The 23,682-nt window shown below is 62.4% G+C and carries 28 protein-coding genes; 25 read left to right on the top strand and 3 right to left on the bottom strand.

All coding sequences use genetic code 11. The annotated features are described in order from the left end of the window. Nucleotide 1: 1 nt before the first annotated feature. The 17 genes from ACP7B7_RS09485 (at nucleotide 2) to ACP7B7_RS09565 (ending at nucleotide 13,978) form a co-directional block, all read left to right on the top strand. The gene (locus ACP7B7_RS09485) at nucleotides 2-835 is read left to right on the top strand and encodes a hypothetical protein (RefSeq protein WP_426076514.1); all 834 of its coding nucleotides are present in this window, start codon (nucleotides 2-4) and stop codon (nucleotides 833-835) included. Nucleotides 836-847: 12 nt separating this feature from the next. Then, nucleotides 848-2,062 (top strand): P22 phage major capsid protein family protein, encoded by a 1,215-nt coding sequence (locus ACP7B7_RS09490; protein WP_426076515.1) that lies wholly within the window; start codon nucleotides 848-850, stop codon nucleotides 2,060-2,062. A 55-nt stretch (nucleotides 2,063-2,117) separates the two neighbouring features. Then, a complete protein-coding gene (locus tag ACP7B7_RS09495; protein WP_426076516.1) occupies nucleotides 2,118-2,528 on the top strand; it encodes a Gp49 family protein in 411 nt (136 codons plus the stop codon). An 8-nt stretch (nucleotides 2,529-2,536) separates the two neighbouring features. Further along, nucleotides 2,537-3,199, top strand: coding sequence for a hypothetical protein (locus tag ACP7B7_RS09500; RefSeq protein ID WP_426076517.1), 663 nt, complete (start codon nucleotides 2,537-2,539; stop codon nucleotides 3,197-3,199). Further along, nucleotides 3,199-4,581: a hypothetical protein gene (locus ACP7B7_RS09505; RefSeq protein ID WP_426076518.1), complete on the top strand. Its 1,383-nt coding sequence runs from the start codon at nucleotides 3,199-3,201 to the stop codon at nucleotides 4,579-4,581. The genes ACP7B7_RS09500 and ACP7B7_RS09505 overlap by 1 nt, the downstream gene beginning before the upstream one ends. A 1-nt stretch (nucleotide 4,582) precedes the next feature. Continuing rightward, the gene (locus ACP7B7_RS09510) at nucleotides 4,583-4,987 is read left to right on the top strand and encodes a hypothetical protein (protein WP_426076519.1); all 405 of its coding nucleotides are present in this window, start codon (nucleotides 4,583-4,585) and stop codon (nucleotides 4,985-4,987) included. 9 nt (nucleotides 4,988-4,996) lie between these two features. After that, entirely contained in the window at nucleotides 4,997-5,368 is a 372-nt protein-coding gene (locus ACP7B7_RS09515; RefSeq protein ID WP_426076520.1) for a hypothetical protein, read from the top strand. After that, nucleotides 5,368-5,832: a hypothetical protein gene (locus tag ACP7B7_RS09520; RefSeq protein ID WP_426076521.1), complete on the top strand. Its 465-nt coding sequence runs from the start codon at nucleotides 5,368-5,370 to the stop codon at nucleotides 5,830-5,832. Before ACP7B7_RS09515 ends, ACP7B7_RS09520 begins: the two co-directional genes overlap by 1 nt. Then, a complete protein-coding gene (locus tag ACP7B7_RS09525) occupies nucleotides 5,820-6,515 on the top strand; it encodes a hypothetical protein (protein ID WP_426076522.1) in 696 nt (231 codons plus the stop codon). Before ACP7B7_RS09520 ends, ACP7B7_RS09525 begins: the two co-directional genes overlap by 13 nt. 116 nt (nucleotides 6,516-6,631) lie before the next feature. Continuing rightward, nucleotides 6,632-7,804: a hypothetical protein gene (locus ACP7B7_RS09530; protein WP_426076523.1), complete on the top strand. Its 1,173-nt coding sequence runs from the start codon at nucleotides 6,632-6,634 to the stop codon at nucleotides 7,802-7,804. 3 nt (nucleotides 7,805-7,807) lie between these two features. Continuing rightward, on the top strand, nucleotides 7,808-10,012 hold the full coding sequence (locus ACP7B7_RS09535) for a hypothetical protein (protein ID WP_426076524.1): 2,205 nt from the start codon (nucleotides 7,808-7,810) through the stop codon (nucleotides 10,010-10,012). 95 nt (nucleotides 10,013-10,107) lie between these two features. Beyond that, nucleotides 10,108-11,931: a hypothetical protein gene (locus tag ACP7B7_RS09540; protein WP_426076525.1), complete on the top strand. Its 1,824-nt coding sequence runs from the start codon at nucleotides 10,108-10,110 to the stop codon at nucleotides 11,929-11,931. Nucleotides 11,932-11,987: 56 nt separating this feature from the next. Then, on the top strand, nucleotides 11,988-12,416 hold the full coding sequence (locus tag ACP7B7_RS09545) for a hypothetical protein (RefSeq protein ID WP_426076526.1): 429 nt from the start codon (nucleotides 11,988-11,990) through the stop codon (nucleotides 12,414-12,416). Continuing rightward, nucleotides 12,413-12,937: a glycoside hydrolase family 19 protein gene (locus ACP7B7_RS09550; RefSeq protein ID WP_426076527.1), complete on the top strand. Its 525-nt coding sequence runs from the start codon at nucleotides 12,413-12,415 to the stop codon at nucleotides 12,935-12,937. Before ACP7B7_RS09545 ends, ACP7B7_RS09550 begins: the two co-directional genes overlap by 4 nt. Further along, the gene (locus tag ACP7B7_RS09555; protein WP_426076528.1) at nucleotides 12,934-13,305 is read left to right on the top strand and encodes a DUF6527 family protein; all 372 of its coding nucleotides are present in this window, start codon (nucleotides 12,934-12,936) and stop codon (nucleotides 13,303-13,305) included. The genes ACP7B7_RS09550 and ACP7B7_RS09555 overlap by 4 nt, the downstream gene beginning before the upstream one ends. Next, a complete protein-coding gene (locus tag ACP7B7_RS09560) occupies nucleotides 13,302-13,697 on the top strand; it encodes a hypothetical protein (RefSeq protein ID WP_426076529.1) in 396 nt (131 codons plus the stop codon). Before ACP7B7_RS09555 ends, ACP7B7_RS09560 begins: the two co-directional genes overlap by 4 nt. Beyond that, the gene (locus ACP7B7_RS09565; protein ID WP_426076530.1) at nucleotides 13,694-13,978 is read left to right on the top strand and encodes a hypothetical protein; all 285 of its coding nucleotides are present in this window, start codon (nucleotides 13,694-13,696) and stop codon (nucleotides 13,976-13,978) included. The genes ACP7B7_RS09560 and ACP7B7_RS09565 overlap by 4 nt, the downstream gene beginning before the upstream one ends. 9 nt (nucleotides 13,979-13,987) lie before the next feature. On the opposite strand, the gene ACP7B7_RS09570 is transcribed toward ACP7B7_RS09565, so the two are convergent. After that, complete coding sequence (locus ACP7B7_RS09570; protein ID WP_426076531.1) at nucleotides 13,988-15,238, bottom strand: tyrosine-type recombinase/integrase; 1,251 nt, start codon at nucleotides 15,236-15,238, stop codon at nucleotides 13,988-13,990. Nucleotides 15,239-15,986: 748 nt separating this feature from the next. Between ACP7B7_RS09570 and ACP7B7_RS09575 the strand changes: the two genes are divergently transcribed. Genes ACP7B7_RS09575 through ACP7B7_RS09590 form a run of 4 tightly spaced genes read left to right on the top strand, consistent with a single transcriptional unit; the run spans nucleotide 15,987 to nucleotide 17,636 of the window. Then, nucleotides 15,987-16,358 carry a hypothetical protein gene (locus ACP7B7_RS09575; protein WP_308922468.1) on the top strand — a complete coding sequence of 124 codons (372 nt, stop codon included), beginning with the start codon at nucleotides 15,987-15,989 and terminating at the stop codon, nucleotides 16,356-16,358. 10 nt (nucleotides 16,359-16,368) lie between these two features. Next, complete coding sequence (locus tag ACP7B7_RS09580) at nucleotides 16,369-16,557, top strand: DUF1653 domain-containing protein (RefSeq protein ID WP_065306721.1); 189 nt, start codon at nucleotides 16,369-16,371, stop codon at nucleotides 16,555-16,557. A 45-nt stretch (nucleotides 16,558-16,602) separates the two neighbouring features. Then, nucleotides 16,603-17,088, top strand: coding sequence for a CreA family protein (locus tag ACP7B7_RS09585; RefSeq protein WP_374694211.1), 486 nt, complete (start codon nucleotides 16,603-16,605; stop codon nucleotides 17,086-17,088). Nucleotides 17,089-17,099: 11 nt separating this feature from the next. Next, entirely contained in the window at nucleotides 17,100-17,636 is a 537-nt protein-coding gene (locus ACP7B7_RS09590; RefSeq protein WP_308922467.1) for a hypothetical protein, read from the top strand. Between the two features lie 148 nt (nucleotides 17,637-17,784). Here ACP7B7_RS09590 and ACP7B7_RS09595 read toward each other — a convergent pair whose 3' ends face one another. Beyond that, entirely contained in the window at nucleotides 17,785-19,281 is a 1,497-nt protein-coding gene (locus ACP7B7_RS09595) for a leucyl aminopeptidase (RefSeq protein WP_308922466.1), read from the bottom strand. 67 nt (nucleotides 19,282-19,348) lie between these two features. Between ACP7B7_RS09595 and lptF the strand changes: the two genes are divergently transcribed. From lptF to ACP7B7_RS09615, 4 genes are read left to right on the top strand one after another with little or no spacing between them, the layout of a single operon-like run. Beyond that, complete coding sequence (lptF, locus tag ACP7B7_RS09600; protein ID WP_308922465.1) at nucleotides 19,349-20,494, top strand: LPS export ABC transporter permease LptF; 1,146 nt, start codon at nucleotides 19,349-19,351, stop codon at nucleotides 20,492-20,494. After that, the gene (gene lptG, locus ACP7B7_RS09605) at nucleotides 20,491-21,660 is read left to right on the top strand and encodes an LPS export ABC transporter permease LptG (RefSeq protein ID WP_308922464.1); all 1,170 of its coding nucleotides are present in this window, start codon (nucleotides 20,491-20,493) and stop codon (nucleotides 21,658-21,660) included. The genes lptF and lptG overlap by 4 nt, the downstream gene beginning before the upstream one ends. Beyond that, nucleotides 21,660-22,061, top strand: coding sequence for a sirohydrochlorin chelatase (locus ACP7B7_RS09610; protein ID WP_308922463.1), 402 nt, complete (start codon nucleotides 21,660-21,662; stop codon nucleotides 22,059-22,061). The genes lptG and ACP7B7_RS09610 overlap by 1 nt, the downstream gene beginning before the upstream one ends. Continuing rightward, nucleotides 22,058-23,032, top strand: coding sequence for a Stealth CR1 domain-containing protein (locus tag ACP7B7_RS09615; protein WP_308922462.1), 975 nt, complete (start codon nucleotides 22,058-22,060; stop codon nucleotides 23,030-23,032). The genes ACP7B7_RS09610 and ACP7B7_RS09615 overlap by 4 nt, the downstream gene beginning before the upstream one ends. Here ACP7B7_RS09615 and ACP7B7_RS09620 read toward each other — a convergent pair. Continuing rightward, a complete protein-coding gene (locus tag ACP7B7_RS09620; protein WP_308922461.1) occupies nucleotides 23,016-23,663 on the bottom strand; it encodes a hypothetical protein in 648 nt (215 codons plus the stop codon). The genes ACP7B7_RS09615 and ACP7B7_RS09620 overlap by 17 nt on opposite strands. Nucleotides 23,664-23,682: the final 19 nt, after the last annotated feature.

The raw sequence follows: 23,682 nt of genomic DNA on the forward strand, positions 1-23,682 counted from the left end.
CTTGACCACTGAAAACGCATTGCCACAAGGCGACAACGCCGCGGCGGGCGCCAATAACGACGATCACACCGGCGCCGAACACGATCACCACCAGGATGACGCTGGAAATACGACTGGCGCCGAAGGTGGCGAAGAAGGTGGCGCTGCCGGCGATCCGCCGAAGAAGGAAAAGACTTTCGAGCAGCGCGAAATTGAGCGCCTGCGCCGCCGGGTGGACAACCTGACACGCAAGAAGCATGAGCTGATGGCGGCCGTACAGCCATCGCAGCAGCAACAGCAGCGCACCGACGAAAGCGACGACGAACCCGTATCGATGACCCGGGCTGACCTGGACCGTCATATCGCAGAGCGAGCCAAACAGCTTGCACCAGCACTGACGCAACAGCAGGCCCTGGCCGATCGCCGCCAGGGGATTGTCACCTCGCTGGAGAAGGAATGGGGTGCCGAAAAGTTCAACACTTTGGCGTCCGATCTGGACGATGTGTTCGACGGTTTGGCAGATCGCAGCGGCGCGCCCAAGGCCGCCACCGACGCGATCTTCGAATCCGACAACCCGAAAGGCCTGATCGAGTACCTCACCGACCCGGACAACGTCGAAGAAGCCGAACGCATCGCAACTATGTCGCCCACCCAGGCCGGCCGCGCGATCGCTCGCATCGAAGACAAGATCTCCGCCGCCGGTAAGGCAGGCAAGCCGAAACCCAGCAGCGCGGCAGCACCGCTGGAAACGCCACGTGGTGGCGGGGCCGGCATCGCCGCGACCAAAGACACCTCAAAAATGACCGATGCGCAATACACGGAATACCGTGCGGCGCAGCGGAAAAGCAAATCCTAACCAGGAACTATCATGGCAGACAATATTTTTTCAGTGCATCAAATGCTGGCCCGAGAAGGCGCCGAAATCCTGAAAGAGGAAGCATCATTCCTCGGCCAGATCAACCGCGGCCGCGACTCGGACTTCGGTAAGCCCGTTGAAGGCTATGCCAAAGGCGACTTCGTCGATATCTCGGTACCGTTCGTGCCGGTCGTCTTCGATGGCCCAGTATTCGCAGGCGGCAACGCTGCACCTGCGGTAAAAGAAACCAAGGTGCGCCTGCAGCTCAATACGCAGAAGCACACCGCCGTCACCATCACCAGCGTCGAAAAGGCGCTCAAGCTGGAATCCGAGCGCGAGCGCATCTTGCGCCCGGCAATGCAGTCGCTGGCGTCGATCGTTCAGGCCGACTTGCTGATGCGCGCGGTGCTGGCCACCTCGAATAGCGTCGGCACGCCCGGCACGATCCCGAATACCATGCGCACCTACGCCCAGGCCCGCGCCAAGCTGCAGAAGTTCCTGGCGCCGCCCGCAGATCGTTCGTGCATGTTTTCGTCGGACGCCAATACGGAAATGGTGGATACGTCGAAGGTACTGTTCAACCCGAATAAGGCTATCGCCGAGCAGTACAAAACCGGCGTGCTGGGTGATGCGCAAGGCATGTCGTTCTTCGAGAACCAAAGCCTCCCATCACTGACCAACGGCACCCAGGCAAATACCTTTACGCTCAATGGCGTGCCTGCCTCTGGCGCCACTTCGCTGACTGTCACGGCGCTCACCGGCACGCTGCTCGCCGGCCAGACGTTCACCGTGGCCACTGTCAATGCGGTACACCCGATCACCGGCCAGACCCTGGGCGCGTCCGAGCCGCGCCAGTTTGTGGTTACCGCCGATTGCGCTGTCGGCGCCACGACCGTTCCATTCGCCCCTGCCATGGTGCCGACGACTGCGACCGAGATCGGAAACGTATCGAAGCTGCCGGCAGCCGCTGGTGTTGCCACGCTGGTAGGCGGTGCCGGCGTCATCCTGCGCAAGAACCTGGTGTTCCAAAAAAACGCCTTCGCAGCGGCATTCGCCAACCTGGGCTTGATCCCCGGCACCGTCGGCTATTCCGCCATGGTCGATGGCTTCGGCGTGCGCGTGATGTCGGGCGGCTCGTTCACGGCAGACACCTCCAGCACGCGTATCGACGTGCTGTACGGCTTCGCCGGCGTCCGTACGGACCATGCTAGCCGCGTGACCGAGTAACAAATGCACGGGCGCCTTCGGGCGCTCGCTCTTTTCGACATCCACAAGGAAATGTATGGCCACTCAAGACACAATCGGCGCCATGATTGAAGCTAAAAACATGACTGCGCCTCGTATCACGCCAGCGGATATCCAAGCCGCTGTTTTGCAGGCCCACTATTTCACGGCGTGGCAAGGCGCTCAGCTGGCTTACTGGGCCGATAGCGACCCGGCCGCGCCGAAGCCAGTCGAAGGCGAGCCGGATCGTACTGGACCATTGAGCACGCTGACTTTCTGCGTGTTGGAGCTGCAAAATGGCTTTACCGTCACTGGCGAATCGGCATGCGCAAGCCCTGAAAACTTCGACGCCGAAATCGGCCGCAAGATCGCCCGGAAAAACGCGGAAGAGAAGATCTGGCCGCTACTGGGCTATGCACTGAAGGTTGATCTTCACCGCCGCGTCAAGTTCGATGCGTCGCCGAAATAAAGAAGACGATGGTTACCGCCCGCACCATCCTCAGCCTGACCCTCGAAGCCATGAATCGCCTGTCGCCCGGCGAAACGGTCGATGCTGACCTGGCCGCCGCGTGCCTGCGCCGCCTCAACAGCATCGCTGATGACTGGTCGGTCGGCCGCGCCATGCCGCCGCAACAGCAGATCGTGTCCGGCGCCGTCACAGGCCAGAGCATGACGCTGGGCCAGGGCCCGTTCGCCAGCATCCCGGCCGGGACCGAAGTCGCCCAGTTGCAGGCCGACGATTACCCTATGACGCCGATCACCATGGCGCAGTACAACAACATCTATGAAAAGGTGGGCCCCGGCCGTCCGGAGCTGTGGGCCTACGACGGACTCGCCACCATCTACCTGCACCCGGCCGCCAGCGGCAACACCATCAACGCCCTGTCGCGCGTGCCGTTCTCGCAGTTCGCCGACCTGGACACGGCCTATCTGCTACCCGCAGGCTACCGGGGCGCGTTCGCCGCAGCCCTGGCCGTGGCCATGGCGCCGGCGCTGCTGGGCAAGGTCACGAACGAGCTGGTGATGGCCGAGCGCCGCGCCATGTTCCGCATCGAGAATGCCAACGTGAATCCCGCCATCATCAGCACCAGTCCGCTCACCCCGAACTGCGGCGGCAACATTTTGCAGGGTTGGAACTGATGGCCGGCCGCAACTACGTGGCCGCCATCGGTCCCAGCTATCACCTGGACGACCGCAAGGCGGCCGTGCAGACAGCCATCAACTGCTATCTGGAGCAGGTCGAGGGCCTGGGCGAAACGCGCATCTTGACGCAGGTTTCAGCGCCTGGCCTGCTGCAATACCTCGACCTGGGCGCCGAGATCCGTGGTCAGCGCAATGTTGAGGGCCGCTGGTTTGTGGTGGCTGGTAGTGTGCTGTATGAGATCGTGGCTGGCGCCGCCGTCAGCCGCGGCGTGCTGATCACATCCAGTGGGACGGTCGGCATGGCACACAACAACACGCAGCTGGTGATCGTGGCCGGCGCCATAGGTCAGATTTTCACGTTGGCCAGCAATGCGCTCAGCACCATTACATCGGCAGGCTGGCGCGGATCCTATACGGTCGACTTCATTGACGGCTACATGATCTTCGTTGCCCCTGATGCCGACCAGTTTTACATCACGGCTATCGATGACGCCAGCACGATCGATGCGCTGGATTTCACTTCGGCCGACGCCCAACCTGACAACATCGTCGCTACCCTTGTGCTGCGCCGCGAGTTGATCCTGTTGGGGGCCTACACCACCGAGATCTGGATCAACAGCGGCGGCGCGCTGTTCCCGTTCGCGCGCTACAACGGCGTCCAGATCGATATCGGCTGCGTCGGCCGTGGCGCCGCCATTGTCGCCACCGAGTCGATTTTCTGGATCGGCCAGACCCGCAAAGGCACCGGAATCGTCTACCGTATGGCCGGACACGCCGCCCAACGTGTATCGACACGCGCCATGGAAGAGCTGCTGGCCAAATCCAGCGACCTGACCGCCGCCACCATGTGGACATATCAGGTCGAGGGCCATGAGTTCATCGGCATCACCGCGCCAGGCATGAATACCACACTGGTCTACGACGCAGCCATGCAGCAATGGCACGAGCGCGCCGAATGGGTCGATGGCTGGGCGCCGCTGCGCACCACCAGCGTGTGTTTTACCAATGGTGCGCAATACGCCGGCGATGCCGCTGGCAAGATCTATAAAGTCGACAACGAAACCTATACGCTGGGCGACGACCCGCTGGTGCGCGAGCGCACTTGGCCGCACCTGGTCAAGTCCAGCATGGAGCCGATTACGTTCAACAGCCTGGAAATGGCCTGCACCACCGGCCACGGCGGTAATGTCACGCTCGAACTGTCCAACGATGGCGGCTTCACCTTCGGTCCCAAGTTGATGCGCTCGCTGGGCGCCGTCGGCCGCTGGATGCAAAAGGTACGCTGGCAGATGCTGGGCACGGCGCACGACCGCGTGTTCCGCATCCGCTGTTCCGATCCGGTACCGTTCAATATCCATGCGGTGGCCATTGATGATTAACGTGCCGCCACCGACCCGCATTGCCATCGGTACCGTCATCGTCAACGGCAAGCAGCTTGAAATCTTCCTGACAGTCGAATGGGCGCGCTACTTCGAATCGTTGAACAGCCAGTCGAACAGCACGCTGCAGAGCTTCAACAACTTCGCCACCGGCGCCTTCATGGGCCTGCTGGCCGAGGGCGGAGACGGCCCCGATTCGATCCTGCCACCACCCGGTCCACCCGGCCCGCCTGGCGGTACTGGCGCCACCGGCCCGGCCGTGATTTTGGGCGATGAGGGCGGCAATGTCGAATTCATCCCCGGGCCTCAAGGCCGCACTGGCGAGCCGGGCCAACCCGGCCCTGCGATTTTTATGCTGCAAGAGTCAGAAACGAATGACGTTTTCTGGCCCGTCAAATCCAACTGAAAGACAATCATGGCCTCGAACAAAACCTTCCGCTTCGGCCCGATCGCATTGAGCGCCGCGCTGACCACCAATTTGCTCAGCCCGCCAACAGCGACCGGTGGCGTGAATGCCGGCGCTTCGTCGCAGTACATCGTGCTCAAACACCTCCGCGTGACCAACAAGACGGCGGCCGCAGCCGCATTCTCGATGTTCCTGGGTGCCACAGGCGCAAACGTCGCAGGCACCGAGGTGATCGGCGCCGGCCAGCAGGTGCCGGCCAACCAGTCTTACGACTGGTACGGCATGCTGCGCCTGGATGCCGGCGAGTTCCTGGTCGGCGGCGCCGGCACGGCCAGCGCGCTGACGATTTCCGGCGAGGGTGAGATCGGGGTGGCTGGCTGATGCAGATCGAGCAAGTGATCGACTGCAGCGTGGCGCCATTTATGCCCGGCGTCGATCGCCAGGCGACCAGGGCGGCAATATGTCAGCGCCAGGCTGAAATGCTGACCAGTCCGAATCTGGTTAGCCTGCCATTCACGGAAACGCTGGTCGACGGCCTTTACACCCGTACGGTGCTCATTCCCAAGGGGTGCGAGCTGGTGGGAAAAATTCACCGTCGACCCTGCGTGAACATCGTTGCCAAGGGAGATATCACCATCATGACGGAAACCGGCTACATGAGGGTGCAGGCTGGCTATACGGTGACATCGCCAGCCGGTATCCAGAAAATCGGCTACGCCCACGAGGACACCATCTTTATCAACGTCTTTCGGACCGACGTAACCGATTTGGCGCTCATCGAGGGCGACTTGATTTACGAGAACCATGAAGCGCTCAGCGCGGAGGAAAAGCCATGTCTTGGGTAGCGGTAGCAGTTGTAGGGGGCACGGTAGGTGGTGCCCTTATCACCTCGAAAGCGGCGGGAAAGGCGGCGAATCAGCAGGCAGAGGGTACGACGGCTGGTTTGGCGGAAAACGCCCGTCAGTACGACCAAACCCGTGCCGACTATGCCCCGTACCGCGAGGCCGGCGCCAAGGCGCTCGGCACGTTCGCAACCGAAAACGATACCCCACTCGACCAGAGCCAGGTGCAGCTCGAGCCCGGCTACCAGTTCGGCCTGAGCCAGGGCCAGCAGGCCATCAACCGCCAGACATCGGCCGCTGGTGGCCGCATTTCCGGAGCCGCCCTGAAAGCTGCAGCGCAGTACGGCACCGACTATGCCACCAGCGGCTACAGCGCGGCCTACAGCCGCGCAAACCAAGCACGCAGCGACCGCCTGAACCGCCTGGCGGCGCTTGCGCAGATTGGCCAGACGAGCACGCAGAACGTCAGCGCCCTGGGAGCGGAGACTGCCGCATCGAACAACGCCCTGACGCGCGCCGCCGCTAACAATGCCGGTGCCGCAACGCTGGCGCAGGGCAATATCTGGGGCAATGCAGGTAATCAGATCGCCGCGCTGTATGGGCGCAGTGCCGGAACCGGATCGGCAGCAGGCGGATACGCTGACGAAATGGCGCGAATCAACGCACAAGCATTGAGCGGAGGATAAGAATGGCAGATGACAATATTTTCCAGCAGTACTTGCGCGCGCCCAAGTCGGTCATGGACTACGCGGCCGAATACGATGCTGCAGACGCGCGCAAGCAGGCGCTGGGGCAAAACGCCTTGGAGCTGGCCGCCGGCCAGCAGAAGTACGCCGACGGCGTGCAGTCTCGACAACGCGCCGACCAGCTGCGCCAGGCGCTGATGGGGTTGCCACAGGGCGCCACCGACGACCAGCGCATCCAGGCCATGCGCGGCACGGCATCACCGGAAGGCTTCGCCGCTGCCGACGCCCTGGACAAGTCGCTGATCGAGCGCCGCAAGGGCACGGCCGCCGCCGACAAGGATGATGCCGAGACTGCCGTGAAGAAACTGGCGCAGGCGACTGCGCTGCACAACTTCCAGGCGCAAAAGCTGGCCACCGTGCAAAATCCCGCTGATGCATTGGCCTGGGCCGACGAAAGCGCCGCTCTGGGCTTGTTTTCGAAGCCTGGACAGTACGAGCAGGGAGTCGCGCGCATCCAGGCTGCCGCGCAAGATCCAAGGGCCTTCGCGCAGTGGAAGGCTGATGCAATGCGCGGCGGGCAATCGGTCACCGAACAGTTCCAGCAGCAACTCGAACAGCTGAAGCAGCGCGAGCAAGTACGCCAGTTCGGCATCACCGACCAGCGCATCAAGTCGGAAGGCGACGCAAATCGTGGCGTGACTATTGCCGGCCAAAACAAGGCCGATGCACGCGCTAGTGAGGCCTTAAGCCAGGGCCGCATTCCCACTGGCTACCGCGCCAACCCTGACGGCACACTGGCGCCGATCCCTGGCGGCCCAGCCGATCCAAAAATCGTCAAAGGCAAGCCAACCGAGTTCGAGGGCAAATCGGCCATCTTCGGCGCGCGCGCCGAGGAAGCGGACAAAATCCTCAGCCAGCTTAAATACAGCCCCGCAGCCGTCAATATAAAGCGGTCGATGGCAGACACCCCCCTGGTTGGCGGCGCGCTCGGCACGATCGCAAATAATCGCCTGAGCGATGCCGACCAGCAGGCCGAGCAGGCCCAGCGCGACTTCATCAATGCGGTGCTGCGCCAGGAATCCGGCGCCGCGATCGGCCCGTCCGAATTCGAAAATGCGGAAAAGCAGTATTTCCCGCAGCCAGGCGACAGCAAAGCGGTTATTCAGCAAAAAGCGAATAACCGCAAGATCACCATTCAGGGCCTGAAGCGCAACGCGGGCAACTCCGCTTTCACGGCCGACGTGGGCGCTGGCGCCGCAAAGCCATCCCTCAACGATATTTTCAAATAAACCATGGCCACCGTTCAAGAGAAAATCGCCGCGGCAAAAGCCGCCGGCTACAGCGATACCGACATCGCCAGCTACCTGGCGGCCATGCCCGAGTATGGCGAGAAGATCAAGGCAGCGACCGGCGCCGGCTACAAGCCCGAAGAAATTGTCAGCCATCTTGTTGGTGGCGCGCAGCCGACGGCCGCCCAGCCAGCAGCGCCTCAGGATAAGGGTGGTAGTTTCCTCGATGGCGTGACGGCCGCCGCCGCCGGCGCAGGATCGAGCGCCGGGCGATTCGTATTGGGCGCGCAGCGCCTGGTAGGGAAAGGGCTGGAAGGCCTCGGCCGGGCGACGTCAGATGCGCCGACCATCTCCGACCTGGTCGCAGGAAAGAAACCCACGTCCTTGCTGGGCCGTGCAGGTAATTGGCTGGTTCAGGATGCGGACGCTGGCCGGGCACGGCTGGCCGCCGACATGGCGCCGTATAAAGAGAAAAACCCGCTCTCGGCCCTGGCGGGTGAGGTGAGCGGCGATATCCTCGCGTCACTACCGGTCGGTGGCGCCCTGGTGAAAGGCGGCGCCAAATTGATGCAGATGGCCGGCATCACGCAGCGGGCCGGCAAGGTCATTGGTGCGTTGCCCCGGGCGGCACAGGCCGCCGGCGTGGGCGCTGCCTACGGCGGCGTCATGGGCGCCACCAACTCCAATGCGGATACCTTCGGCGGCTCACTGGGCGACGCGGCCACATCGGCCGCCACCGCCGCCGCGTTTGGCGGCCTTTCATCGCCAGTGGTGAGCGGACTGGGTGCCATCGCGCGCAACGTCAAGGGCCGGGTTTCGGAAACGGCGGCTGCCGAATACGCCAAACAGAAAGTGGCGCAGGCCTTTGCGCGCGATGCCACTGGCGACCTGTACACCGGCGGTGTGCTGAATCCCTTGACGCAAATCGCCAACCGGTTCAGCAAGCTGGGGCCTGAAGGGCGAATCGTCGATGCAGGGAGCTCCAATACCCAGCAGTTACTCGACACGCTGGCAATTCTTCCCGGCAGAACAAAAGAGGCCGTCAAAGTGGCGCAACGTCAGCGCATGGCGACCGAAGGCGATCGCCTGCGAAATGCCGCCGAAGGCGCGCTCGACACTGCGGGCCAGCGCCTCCCCACTACCGTCGATTCACTGATTGCCCGCCGCACATTGGATTCCGCACCGCTCTATGCCGAGCTGCGCCGCACCGACATCATGCCTTCGGATCAGTTGAAAGAACTGATGAAGAACGCCGACAAACTCGGCGTGACCGCGCTGGGCAAGGAAATTGCCATGGCGCGCCAACTGCCCTTCACGGTCGATACGTCACCAGCAAGGTGGAACATGGGTGACCTCGATCACGTCAAGCAGGGAATCGACCAAGTACTAAGCAGCCGTAAAGCGACGCTGGCAGATGGGACGATGACACCGCTTGGCCGTGCCTACATGGAGCTGAAGGACGACCTGTTAAAACACCTTGATTCCGCCACCACCAATGCCACTACCGGGCAATCGCTGTATGCGAATGCCCGGCGCGCCTATGCTGGTCCTTCGCAATTAATTGATGCGGCCAATGCCGGAAAGCGGGCCATCAATCAGGATGAGGCCGCAATCAATTCGGTAATCCGCGGCATGAGCGACAACGAAAAGCAGGCCTTTCGCATTGGTGCATTCGAGGGCCTGCGCGGAAAACTGGGCATGCAGGGCGGTCGAACCGACGTGATGAGCATGTGGAAAAACCAGTCGACGCGAGAGCGCCTCAAGCCCATCTTCGGGACCGAGCGGGCCTTCCGCGAGTTCACCAGCGACGTTTACCGCGAACAAAAATTCCGCCAACTGCAAGGAATTGCTGGCAACTCAAAAACGGCCGAACGCCTGGCCGCAATGGGGGATATGGACATGTCGGCCATGAAGGACGCAGCCGGCGCGGTGGCCGGAGCCAAAAGCGGCAATGTCCTGGCCGCTGTCGGCTCTGCCAAAAACTACTGGAACCGCGTGGCCACCCCTGAAGGCGTGCGCAACCGAATGGGCCAGATGCTGCTCTCGCGCGGCCCGGACGCCCAGCGTGAAATGAATGCACTGGCCGCGCTGGTGCAGCGCATCAACGACCAGAACCTGCAACTGTCGACGCGCGTCGGCGTGCTGGGCGGCGCCGCAGGCGCCAATAGCTTGCCGCCGCTCGTGCCGGTCCAGATCCCGCAGCAGTAACCCGCAGCACCGTCACCCTCGCAGGCCGCCTTCCCAGGCGGCTTTTTTGTTTCAGCCTCGCCGACGCGGGGCTTTTTTGTTTCCGGGACCACCCCATGTCAGCAAGCCAGCCAGCACTATTTAATATCCAGGAATTCACGGACGCGGGCGTCACCCTGGTCGGTGGCCGCCTGTACACCTATGCCTTCGGCACCACCGCGCAGAAGATCGCCTACACCGACCCGGAAGGCACCGTACCGCAAACCTACACCGCTGATGGCCTGGGCGGCCAATACATCGCGCTCAACGCGCGCGGGGAATTGCCGACGCCGCTGTATCTGGGTAAGGGTGTATACGACATCGCGCTCAAGCGCGCCGACAGCACAACGGTTTGGACGCGGCGCGCCGACGGCGTTGACAACCTCGCCAATTCAGTTGTGGAAAATCTATCTGGCGCGACGGGAGCGGCCATGGTGGGTGGCGCCTCACAGGTCGTCTCATCCATCCCCGGGTTGCGTGGCCTGCTCAAAACGTCGCCGTCTAAATCTTCGTTTGTGACGGGCTATTGGTCGGCAGGCGATGGCGGCGGCGGGCCGTACTATTTAGATGCGGCCGACACTGTGAGCGCCGACGACGGATGCACGGTCATCGTTGCCGCCGATGGCGGACGTTGGAAATTATCGCAGTCGTTCGCCCCGTCGCTGGCCCAGTACGGCGTTAAACGCGGCATGACCAGCGGTGACCAGACCGCCGCGATCAATGCCGTGCTGTTGGCGCGCCTGGGCAAACAGACCTATGCGGGCACGGGTGATTACCGGGTTGACGGGTCGCTGCTGCTGAGCAACGGTTCGCGCCTGACGTGCGAAAAAAACGCCCGATTCTGGCGCAGTGCCACCTACACGACCAACACCGCCCCGGTACTGTACGTGCTGGATTCCTACACTGAATTTACTGGCGGCCTGATCCAGACTGACAATGGCTCGCCGACCGGCGTGGTGACGCTGGGCCACATGAGCAATACGGATGAGCGCAATGCGTGGTATTGGCGTTTTTGCGATGTCGACCTGCAGGGCAATGGTGTTGCGGGCAGCATCGGCTGGGCGGTTATCAGCGGCCAGATCAGTTTTCCGCTGAATGCTAATTATTTTGGCCTAGTGCGGGGCATCAATACCAAGAACTTTGATATCGGATGTTTTTTTGGCGAAAATGCCAATGCTCACAACATCAGCAATTGCCACTTCTGGCAATGCCGGACGGCGAATATCTGGCTGCGCGGCGCCTACGCAAATAATTTCAACAATATGTTCTTCCACGGCGCGGCGGCCAATGGCTGTATCGGGATCAAACTATCGAACAAAGCCGGCGGACCTGACACGGACAGCAATAGCAATGTGTTTGTCGGCTGGACCTGCGAAACGGGCGGGCTGCTGGACCAGGCTATTTTCATCGACACGAATTGCAATGGAAATATTCTGATCGGCACCTCAAATGTTGCCGGTGGCAGTACGATTAACAACTATAACAACACCGTCGTTGTTACCGGCGCCGGTATTGGCGGAATGACGATCCTGCCTGGCGGTGGCGCACGTACGGATGGGGTGATTTCCCGCATAGTTACGCCGATTACCCCTGCCGGCCTGCTAGGGGTTGGCGACACCGGCGGGAGCCTGGTTGTTGTCGAAATGGCTGTATCGACAAACGCCAATCTGAACCGTACCGACCTGTTGCTGATTAGCGCGCGAAACAGCGGCTTTTCCCCCTCGGCGGTGACGCTGATTTCCAGCGCGTGGACGAATACCGGCGCCAACGGCGAGCCCATCGCCGTCGCTTACGGGCTGTCGTTCGCAAGCGGAGAGGGGTTGCCCCGGCTGACTCTCAATGTCACCCCGTCCGGCCCCGACGTGCTGTACAACGTCCGGTGTCGTTTGACCCAAGTATAAAACCATCACCTATCCGCCTCGGCGGGTTTTTCATTTCCACCACCCGAAAGGCATTCATGGCCATCGAAACAACCGCCGCCGGCGGCGCACTGATCAAAATTTTTGGCATCCCGGTTCTTGCCGGCGCTGCCGCAACCAGCTTGGGGTTCATGTTTATGTGGCCAAAATCTGCAAAAGAAGCATTCGTCCGCTTTTTCGTGACAATCGTGTTTTCCGTACTGATGGGCCCGGCCTTGGTGGTGGCCGTGCGCTCCTGGTGGCCTAGCCTGTTCGAGAACGCCAAGGACGTGGCACTGATGTATGGCAGCGATCCGGCCTTGGGATTCTTGTTCATCGCTGCACCGCTGATGGTGGCGGCCGGCTTGCCGGCCTGGTGGGTGCTGGGCGCCTGTGTGCGCTGGCTCGACAAGCGCCGCGACAAGGACATCGGCGAGCTGGCGCGCGATGCGGCCGAAATCGTCCGTGACGTGCGGAGCGGCCTGTGAGCGCGCTCACGCTGGCCCAGCTGCAGGCCATCATGCCGTTGGCGCGCGCCCGGGTCGTGACGTTCCTGCCTGCGTTAAACGCGTCCATGGTGGAATTCGGCATCAACACGCCGACACGCCAGGCATCGTTCCTGGCCCAGCTGGCGCACGAGTCCGGCCAGCTCCTGTACGTGCGCGAGCTGGCCAGCGGCGCAGCCTACGAAGGGCGTAAGGATCTGGGTAACACACAACCCGGCGACGGCGTGCGCTTCCGTGGGCGCGGGCTGATCCAGGTGACCGGTCGCAGCAACTACGCCGCGTGCGGCAAGGCCCTGGGCCTGGACCTGCTGGCTCAGCCAGCGCTGCTCGAACAGACCGTCAACGCCTGCCGCTCGGCCGGCTGGTTTTGGCAGTCGCGGGGCCTGAATGCCCTGGCTGACGCTGGCGATCAAATTGCAGTGACCCGGAAGATCAACGGCGGCACCAATGGCCTGGCCGAGCGCCTGGCCTTTTTCAAGGTCGCACAGAAGGTGCTGGCGTGAGCGCGCTATCGCGGATCCTGCGCAGCGTGCAGGGCGACGGCCTCATGTTCGAGTGCCCGGGCTGTGGCGTGCCGCACCGGGTATGGGTTGGCGCCGGCGCCGGCCCGCGCTGGGCATGGAACGGCAGCGCTGAGCGGCCGACGTTCTCGCCGTCGATCCTGGTGCGCGGCACGCGGCCACTGGCCGACGAGGGGCATGCGGCGTGGATGCGCGGTGAGGCGCCGTTACCAGCGCCCGTTCCGTTCGTGTGCCATTCGTTCGTGGTCGATGGACGCATCCAGTTCCTGGGCGACTGCACGCACGAGCTGGCCGGGAAGACCGTCGACATTCCCGATTTCGATACGGTCTTGCTGGAGGATGTGACGTGAGCGCCATCACCGCGCTGACCGGCACCGCCGCCGACGGCATCTGGAAGGTGGCCGCCATCGTGCTGGCCGCCGTGCTGCTGGTGGTGGCCAGCGCTACCGGCACCGGCTGGTGGCTGGCCGCTGGCGACCGCGACCTGGCGCGCGCGGCGCTGGTGGTGGAGCAGGGCGTCAGCGCTGCGCTGCGCGCATCGATCGCCGAGCAGAACCTGGCGGTCGATGGCATGGCCCGGGCGACGCTGGCGGCCCAGCAGCGCGGCGAGGCAGCGCGGGCCGCTGCGGCTGTCGCTGGCAAGAAGTATCAGGCAGCGCTGGCGCAGCTGGCCGGCGTGCGCGCCACGACCTGCGACCAGGCCATGCCGGCTGTGCGGACCATGCTGGAAGGGCTGCGATGAAAACACGAAAAACTTTCGATAAATCGCAATTTCGCAATTTCGCAATTTCGTGCGCTGTGCTGCTGACCGGTTGCGCCAGCGCGCCGCCAGCGCCGTTGCGCGTGGAAATTCCAGTCTTTACACCATGTGTAAAGGTGCAAATACCGCGCCCGACCTACGAGTTCGACAAGCTACCGCCGACCGCAACGGATGGCGAGATCATCCTGGCGCTGGCGCGGGATTGGCTGCTCGGGCGGGGATATGAAGGCGAGCTGAAGGCGACCATTGAGGGGTGCAGGTAGCGCCTGGACTCAGCGCGCCACCGAGCGCAGCGGCACGACATTCCATGGCTGGCCCGACTCGCATGCGCCGATGAATGCCGCCCACAATTCCAGCGCCGCACGGCGCTCCGGGATCTCCTCGCGCACATCGTAAATTCCCTCCATACCCTTCAGCGCATGATTCAGGGCGATCTCCGAAATATCTCTTGATACACCCAGGTTGCGCATGTGGCTCTTGGCGGTACTGCGCGTGTCGTGCGGCGTGAACCGCTGCACGTCAATGTCGCCACGCTCAAACGCCCGGGTGAGGGCGGCCCATAGCGTGGTGCGCCCCACGCACATGCCGGCGCGCCGCGCGCTTCGGGCTGGCAGTACCCATTCCGATCCGTCCGACAATTCCTGCAGGCGCCGGAACCAGGTGCCGACCGTGGGCGTGATCGGCACCAGAAATCCCTGCCGCGTTTTTACCGAGTCGTCCGGGACGTACCACGTTCCCGCAACGAAATCGACATGCTCCCAGCGCGCCTTCACCAGTTCGACGGTGCGCACGCAGGTGGCCAGCATTACCCGAAACGCCAGCGCGTTCTCGGCACCAATATCATCAATCCCCGACAGCAGCGCCCTCAAATCTTGCTCCGACAACATCACGCGTTTTTTCACGGGCGGCTTTGGGCCCAGCATCGCGGTCAGCTTGATGCCCACGCAGGGGTTGATCGGGATGATCTGCTTGCCCACGGCATGGTCAAACAGTTTTGAAACCGATGTCAAAATGCGTTTTTGAACGGCCCACGACCGTTTCGACGTCTCCAGCATGTGCACGATGTCAGCCGGCACCACTGCGCGCACCTCCATCGGGCCCAGCCTCGGGCGGATGATCTTCTTAAAATCCCACTCCCGGTAATAAATGGTGTCCTCGACGTACTGCTCCAGGGTGAGGTTTTTCACTGAGTAGTCATCAATGAGCGCGCCCACCAGCCACGCAGCCCGAGATTTCAGTCGTTCGGCGCGCTTTATCGCCACCGGGTCCAGTCCACCATCGATCTCCACGCGGCGCCTGCTGGCGATCTTGCGCGCGGCCGCCAAGGTGATATCGGGATAGTTTCCGATGGTCAGCTCTTTGGCCTTGCCGTCGCGCATGTACCGCAGCACCCAGGCCGCCGTCCCGGCCTTCGAGAGGGTGAATGTCAAGCCTCCGCCATCCGTTTTGGCGATAGGCCTGCCATCCGCTACCCATCTGCGGATCTGCATGTCATCTAACTGGTTGTTGCCCCGCTTTGCCATTACCCACCCTCCATTCACCCAATTTGTAGCCAAGCGCCCCTAGCTACAAATCTGGCTACAAATTATCATTGCGCCAGTATGCGTTAACGTGCGACAGATGGATACGGAAATTTCACCTCCGCCGGGCATCCGTAGGGGAGCGCGCCACAGGTAGAGCGGCCATGATTCATCAATGAAACTAGCAGGTGGCTAATTTCATGGGAGAGGTTCCTTAAGGGGGCGATAGCGGCGAATCTTACCGCATGGCGCCAGCCGGCGTACCGGCATGGCAAGATGACGGGTGTGGTTTATTTGCCCTACGGGAAGATAAGGTTCAAAAAAGACTATAGTTTTAACCAATCGTGGCGCATGCGGTTTCGGTTTTTGTGTATGATTGATCAAGCCACATGGTTGATTTGCCAAATTTGATTGTGTTGATGTTATTTAAGAGCAGCTAAACACGATAAAGGTGTAAAGTTTCTCGCTAAAACGCGATAAACACTACTAAAATGGCATATTGTGACAGCCATGTCATACAGGCTGTGGCAGCCGTGAGATGAAATAATCGGAATTCACCGTGCGTGATTCTGAATTACAGACCATTGCGCCTGAGGCGGACCACAAGCTCCGTTTTCGGCGCCGCTGGTCTTGCTGTATAACTGCGTTACTGTTCCGGGAACATTGTTTTTTTTCATTAAGAAATGGTACCATCTGGAAATGTTGCAGTTTTAATAGTGAGACTTGCGCGTAGCATTTGCAAAGGAAGAAAATGCGAACTGCATTTGAAGCGTGGGCGCAGCGTGACGGCCACATTGTTCGGCGACGAGAAGACAAGCCGGACGAATATCTGATTTTCGAAACCCAGCGGCGCTGGGTGATCTGGCAGGCGGCCTTGACTCATGGCAAGACGACGCCGAAACCGCGCGTGAGCGCGGCCGAAAAAGCCGCGAAGGCGCAGCGTGCGCTGGAAATGTCGTCCGACGAGGCGGCCGTGCGCAACAAGGTGCTCAATGAGGTGCTCGACGCTTTCAGCAGCGCCGACGGCGCCGCCGGCATGGAAGGCATCCTGAAAGTGATCCAGGGCCTGAAACAGAAGCAGAAGGTGCTGGCCGGCGACAAGAGCGAAGATTCGACGGCCTGAGGAGACGGCGATGCGTTACCGGCACTACAAGGGCGGGATCTATGAACTGGTGTGCGAAGCCACGCTGGAATCGGACCTGACCCCGATGATCGTCTACCGCGCCGCCGACGGCTCGATCTGGACCCGGCCGAAAGACGTGTTCTTTCAGCTGATCGAGGTCGAGGGCGTCATGGTGCAGCGCTTTGCTCCCATTAACTGATACTGATCACTGATGGCCGTGTCCTCACGTGCCCAGGAAACCTTCATGCCAAGTAACATCATGCGTCATCTGCTGGCATCGGCCACGCTGCTGGCCCTTGCCTGCGCTTCGGCGCGGGCTGAAACCGTCGGCTCGGTCGACACTGTTTTCAAGCTGATCGGCCCCGACCACAAGATCGTCGTCGAAGCCTATGACGATCCGCGTGTCACCGGCGTGTCCTGCTATCTGTCGCGCGCCAAGACGGGCGGCATCAAGGGCGCCGTCGGCCTGGCCGAAGACAAGGCCGACGCCTCGGTGGCCTGCCGCCAGGTGGGGCCGCTGCAATTCAACGGCAAGCTGCCGCGCCAGGAGGAAGTGTTCAGCGAGCGCGCCTCGATCTTCTTCAAGCATGTGCGCGTGGTGCGCATGGTCGATCCCAAGCGCAATGCGCTGATCTACCTGGTGTATTCCGACCGCCTGATCGATGGCAGTCCGAAAAACAGCGTGACCGCCGTGCCGGTTCCCGCCAGCCAGCCGATTCCCCTGCGTTAAACGAGTCCGCCATGCGCCGTCCTCTCGCCGCCATGATGCTGTTCTCCGGCCTGGCCGGCTGCGCCACCATGACCGGTTCGACCGAGCAGATGGTGCTGGTGCAAACCATTTTCGACAACCGCCAGCTGGCGGGCGCCGGCTGCATCCTCAGCAACGACATGGGCAAGTGGTTCGTCACCACGCCGGGCCGCATCATGATCCGCAAGAGCCAGGCCCCGCTCAAGGTCGACTGCAAGAAGAGCGGCTCGCCGGCCGTCGTGATGGACAATCAATTTGACGCCACCGTCAATGGCGGCAGCGCCTGGAGCAATGTCATCTTTACCCTGGGCGTCGGCTATTTCGTCGACCGCGACACGGGCGCCGCCTATGACTACCCGTCCACCCTGACCGTCATCATGCAGGACCCGGCGCGCCTGGCGCCGCCCGCACCGCCTGCGCCGGCAGTGGCACCGGTCGCCGCGCAGCCCGCCACCGTCACCATGCCGCCGACCGCGCCCGCACCACCGAAGCCCGTGCCATCACCGATACCCGATCCGGTCGTCTATTAAACGGCCGTGCATGAAAAAAGCCGCCAGGGTCGATGACCGTGGCGGCTTTTTTTATTTAACCCCAACCTCGAAATGCCGGGGTCGGACCCGCAGGGACTCGGCGTCCCCGTCCGACCCCAGTCCTCGCGGTTGGGTTAAAAAGAATGCATTACTGCACGCGATTCAGCAGGAACGTGGTCAAGAGGGGCACCGGACGGCCGGTCGCGCCCTTGGCCGCGCCCGATTTCCAGGCCGTGCCGGCGATATCGAGGTGGGCCCAGGTGTACTTCCTGGTGAAGTTTTCCAGGAACGCTGCCGCCGTGACGGCGCCGCCGCCTGGCGAACCGATATTGCCCAGGTCGGCGAAGTTCGATTTCAGCTGCTCGTTGTACGCTTCCTCGATCGGCATGCGCCATGCGGTATCCGATGCCTGCTTGCCGGCGGCCAGCAGCTCGTTGGCCAGCTGGTCATGCGCCGCGTCGGAACGCGTGAACAGGCCGGTGTTGTGGTGGCCCAGCGCGACCACGCAAGCGCCGGTCAGGGTGGCGATATCGACCACCGCCGCCGGCTTGAAGCGCTCGGTGTAGGTCAGCGCATCGCACAACACCAGTCGGCCTTCGGCGTCGGTGTTGAGCACTTCGATCGTCAAACCGTTCATCGAGGTGACGATGTCGCCCGGCTTGGTGGCGCGGCCCGACGGCATGTTTTCGCAGGCGGCGATCACGCCGATCACGTTCAGCTTCAGGTTCATTTCGCCGATGGCGCGGAAGGTGCCCAGTACCGAAGCGGCGCCGCACATGTCGAACTTCATTTCATCCATGCCGGGGCCGGCCTTGAGTGAAATGCCGCCCGTGTCGAAAGTGATGCCCTTGCCGACCAGGACCACCGGCGCATCCTTGGCCTTGCCGCCCATGTGTTTCAGGACGATGAACTTCGGTGGCTGTTCGCTGCCGTTGGTGACCGACAGGAAGCTGCCCATTTTCAGCGCTTCGAGCTGTTTGCGGTCCAGTACTTCGACTTCAAATTTGTAGTCCTTGGCCAGCTGCTTGGCGGTGTTGGCCAGGTAGGTCGGGGTGGCGATATTGGCCGGCAGGTCGCCCAGGTTGCGGGTGAAGTTCGAGCCGTTGGCAATTGCGATGGCTTGCGCCAGCGCGCCGCGCGTGGCGGCCGTGGCCGGCGCCGACAGCACGATCTTGCGCACGCCGGCAGGGGCCGGATCTTTCTTGCTTTTTTGCGAGTCGCAGCGGTATTCGCCGTCGTGCGCCGCTTGCACCACGCAACGGATGGCCCAATTTACATCGCGCTCTTTCACTTCGGCCAGCGGTAATGCGATAATGGCGTCCGCCGCGCCCAGCGCGCCGAAAGCCTTCAAGGCAGCCTGCACGCCGGTGGCGAAGCTTTTTTCGCTGACGGTTTCATCGCCGCCCATGCCGACCAGCAGCACGCGCTCGGCGCTGACGCCGTCAACGGCGCGCAGCAGCAGGGTGCTGCCAGGCTTGCCGGTGATGTCGCCGGACTTCAGCGCAGCCGAAATGGCACCCTTGCTGTCCAGCGCTTGTGCCGCTGGCGACAGTTTTTTGTTTTCGAATACCGCAACCGCGATGCATCCGCTTTTGGCCGTGCCGAGGGTGCTCTTGGTATCGAATGCTTTTATGCTAAAGTCCATTTGGTTCTCCGTTTTCATTTACTAGTAACGTGTTACTCAACTAACTGACCCGAATTATAAACTCCGAATGATCTTTCAACGTGCCCTTCGACGTGAATTGGCTAGTGCCGCCGGGGCCACCTTCACTGTTTTATTCAGTATCCTGCTCACCTGGATGCTGATCGGTATCCTCGGCAAGGCCGCCGGCGGCAAAGTCGCGTCGGCCGACGTCATGTCGCTGATGCTGTTTTCCTCGCTGATGCAGCTGCCCACCATTTTGATACTGACCGGTTTCATCTCGGTGCTGATGGTCGTCACGCGCAGCTACAAGGAATCCGAAATGGTGGTGTGGTTCGCCTCGGGCCTGAGCCTGTCGCGCTGGATCGCGCCGGTGCTCAGCTTCGGCCTGCCGCTGGTGGTGGCCATCGGCGCCCTGAGCCTGTACGCCACGCCGTGGGCGCAGCAGAAAAGCGATGCCTACGTGGCGCGCTTTGAAAAGCGCGAAGACCTGCAGAAAGTCACGCCCGGCCAGTTCCGCGAATCGGCCGGCAGCAACCGCATCTTCTTTGTCGAAGGCGTCAGCGGCGAGAAAAACGTGGTGCAGAACGTGTTCGTCAACACCGTCGACGCCAAGGGCAGCGCGGTGGTGGTGGTCGCCAAGGAAGGCGTGATCAATACCGACGCCGCCGGCAGCCGCTTCCTGGTGCTGAAGGAAGGGCGCCGCTACCAGGGCATCCCGACCCAGGCCGACTTCCAGACCATGGAATTCGAACAGTACATCATGCGCATCGAAAGCAAGCAGCAGGAACTGGGCGCCGACCTGGGCGTGCGCGCCATGAGCACCATGGCGCTGATCGCCGCCAACAACCAGTTCACCATGGCCGAACTGATGTGGCGCGTCAGCGCGCCGCTGATCGCGCTGCTGCTGATCCTGCTGGCCATTCCGCTGGGCTTCGTCAATCCGCGCGCCGGCAGTTCGGCCAACCTGATCGTGGCGCTGTTGATCTTCTTCAGCTACAGCAACCTGACCAAGGTCATCGAGGCAAGCGTGAAGCAGGGCCGTCTGAGCTTCGGCATGGCCTGGTGGCCGCTGCACCTGCTGGCGCTGCTGGCCGTGGTGGCGCTGTTCGCCTGGCGCCTGAATGTGAATCACCGCTATCATCCGCTGGTCCTGCTGGCGTCCTTCAAGCGCGCGCGCTGCGCCGGCAAACAGAGTAAGGCGGACACCAAATGAAGATCCTGCAGCGCTATTTTGCGGTTTCGATATTCCAGGCGGTGTTCTTCGTGCTGCTCGCCTTTCTGGCGCTGCAGGCCTTCATCGACCTGACGGGCGAGCTGCCCAAGGTCGGCCGCAATGGCTATACCATCCAGTACGCCTTTTTCTATGTGCTGGTGCTGGTGCCCGGCCACGTGTATGAAGTGATGCCGATCGCCGCCCTGATCGGCACCATCTACACGATGGCGCAGTTTGCCGCCAGCTCGGAATTTACCATCATGCGCGCGTCGAGCATGTCGACCGCGATGGCGGCCGGCTTCCTGCTGCGCATCGGCGTGGTGTTCGTGGTGATCACCTTTTTGTTCGGCGAATTCGTCACGCCCTATACCGAGCCGCTGGCCGAGCGCCTGAAACTGACTTCGCGCGGCACTTCCGTGTCGAGCGAGTTCCGCTCGGGCCTGTGGACCAAGGACATGATCAAGAGCGACGGCTTGACGGGCACCGTCACCGGTTCGCGCTTCTTCAACGTCGGCGAAGCGCGTCCCGACGGCCAGCTGAAAAACGTCAAGCTGTACGAATTCGACACCACCATGCGCCTGCGCACCATGACGGTGGCCGCCAGCGCGATTTACCAGGGCAACAACGTCTGGCGTTTGTCCGACGTGACGGAAACGGCGTTCTCGAACAGTGCCGCCACCACGCCCGGCTACGAGCCGAAGCTGCAGAACTACTATGGCCAGGAAACCAGCCTGGTGCGCACCGTGAAAAGCGCCACCAAGGACATGGTGTCGGAAGTGACGCCGAAGATCCTGACGGTGTCGGCCTCGGACCCCGAGCGCATGTCGGCCAGCGAACTGGCGGTGTACACGCGCCACCTGGCCGAGAACAAGCAGGAGACCGAGCGTTTCCGCATCGCCTTCTGGAAAAAGCTGATCGACCCGCTGGCCATTTTCGTGCTGATGGCGCTGGCGCTGCCGTTCGCCTACATGCATACGCGCAGCGGCGGCGTCAGCCTGAAGATTTTCATCGGCATCATGATCGGCGTGAGCTTCATGCTGGTCAATACCCTGTTCTCGCACCTGGGCCTGCTCAGTACCTGGCCGGCCCTGCTGACGGCGGCCGCACCGAGCGTGCTGTATCTGTTTGCGGCCTTGATCATGCTGTGGTGGGTGGAGCGGCACTGATGACGACGACAACGACACGGCAGGCGCTGATCCTGTTCGCCCATGGCGCGCGCGCCGCTTCCTGGGCCGCACCGTTCGAACGCCTGCGCGAGCTGACCCAGGCACGCATGCCCGGCACCGCCGTGCAGCTGGCCTTTCTTGAACTGATGACGCCGCGCCTGCCGGAACTGATTGCCACCTTGCTGGCCGAGCTGCCTGACGGCGCGGTACTGGACGCCACCGTGGTGCCGGTGTTCCTGGGCCAGGGCGGCCATGTGCTGCGCGACCTGCCGCTGCTGGTGGACGAATTGCGCCAGGCGCACCCGCAACTGCGCCTGAAGGTGGTCGAGGCGGTCGGCGAAAACGCCAGCGTGCTGGCGGCGATTGCCGATTACTGCGTGGCCGCCCCCGGCCAATCTTGAACGGGCCGGTCGATATCGTCTACCTGTGGGTGGACGGGCAGGACCCGGCCTGGCGCGCGCGCCACCGCGCCGCTTATGCGCAGTGGGCGATACAACACCCTGGCCAGCTGGCCCTGCATGGCAATGTGGCGGGGCGCTACCGCGACAACGGCGAGCTGCGCTACAACCTGCGCGCACTCGAGCGCTTCTTTCCCGATCATGGCCATGTGTATCTGGTGACCGACCGGCAAGTGCCATCATGGCTGCGCGCCGGCGCTGGCTTGACCGTGATCGACCACCGCCAGCTGATGCCGGCGTTCGCCTTGCCCGTGTTCGACTCGGCCCATATCGAATCGTATCTGCATCATATTCCCGGCCTGGCCGAGCGGTTTTTATATCTGAATGACGATGTGTTCCTGGGCCAGCCGTTCGACGCCGGATACTGGTTTGGCGACGGCCTGCGCGTGTACCTGGAAGAAGCGGTGGTGTGTTTGCCGGCGCAAGTGCGCGCTGACGTGGCGGCGCCCGTCAATTGCGCGGTGCTGTCGCGCGACTGGCTGGGTGCGCGCGACCCTGGTTATCGCCACGAGCCGCGCCTGTTTGCGCATGCGCCGCGGCCGATGCTGAAAAGTGCCATGCAGACGCTGGAGCGGCAGGCTCCCGAACTGTTTGCCCAGGTGCGTTCCACCGTGTTCCGTTCCTGGCGCGCGCCGGCCCTGCTGCCCGACCTGGTGCCGCGCTGGATGGTGGAGCAGGGCCTGGCGCGCAGCGACGTGCTCGATCCGCTGCATATCGCCAGTGGCGACGCGGATGCACCGGCGCGGCTGGCGCAGCTGCGCGAACGGTTCGGCAGCTTGCCGTTTTTCTGCATTAACGATACCTGCGACGAGGCAGAGGATGATGACCCGCGCCTGGCGCGGGTGGCGGCGACCTTGCGGCAGTTGCTGCCGCAGCCGTCGCGCTTCGAACAGGCTGTCAGCCAGCCTTCCTGAAACGCAGCTTGATGCGGGCAGCCGCACTGGTATCGGCCATGGCGGCCAGGAACAGCAGCAGGTAGCCGTCCAGTTCAAATACCTCTTCCAGCAGCTCCGAATACATCTCCGGCAAGGCGTGGATCACTTTCTTGTCGAACGGCCAGCCGGCCACCATGAACAGGCCGCCGATCAGGGTGATGATGGTCACGCGCATGCCGAAGATGGCGCGCACATTCGCAAACACGGCGCGCGCGCGCGGCACGAAAAACACCAGCAGGCGCAGCAACACCAGCAGTTCCAGCACGCGCAGGGTTTTTTCCAGCACGTTCCACGCATACGACTCGCCCATCTCGCGAATTTCCAGCTCGCGCAGCAAAAAGCCGAACATCAGCGCCGACAGGCCGGCGTGGATCAGGAAGCGCAGCGAATCGCGGTCCGATTCGGTCCACGCCTTTTGCCCGTGCACCACGCAAGCGAGCGCCAGGCACAGCGCCTGCAGGCATTCGAGCAGATGGTTTTCATTGTCGATGGCGGGAAACACCAGCCACAGGCCGATCTGGCCCACGGTGACCAGCAAAATCGTGGCGAACAGGCCGCCATTGCTGCGGCTGAGTGACTGCAGCGCTTCGCGCAGGGAAGAAAAATTCATGAGTGATGACAGGGTAGAG

It is taken from the genome of Janthinobacterium sp. PSPC3-1 (assembly GCF_049896105.1).
Lineage (GTDB): Bacteria > Pseudomonadota > Gammaproteobacteria > Burkholderiales > Burkholderiaceae_D > Janthinobacterium.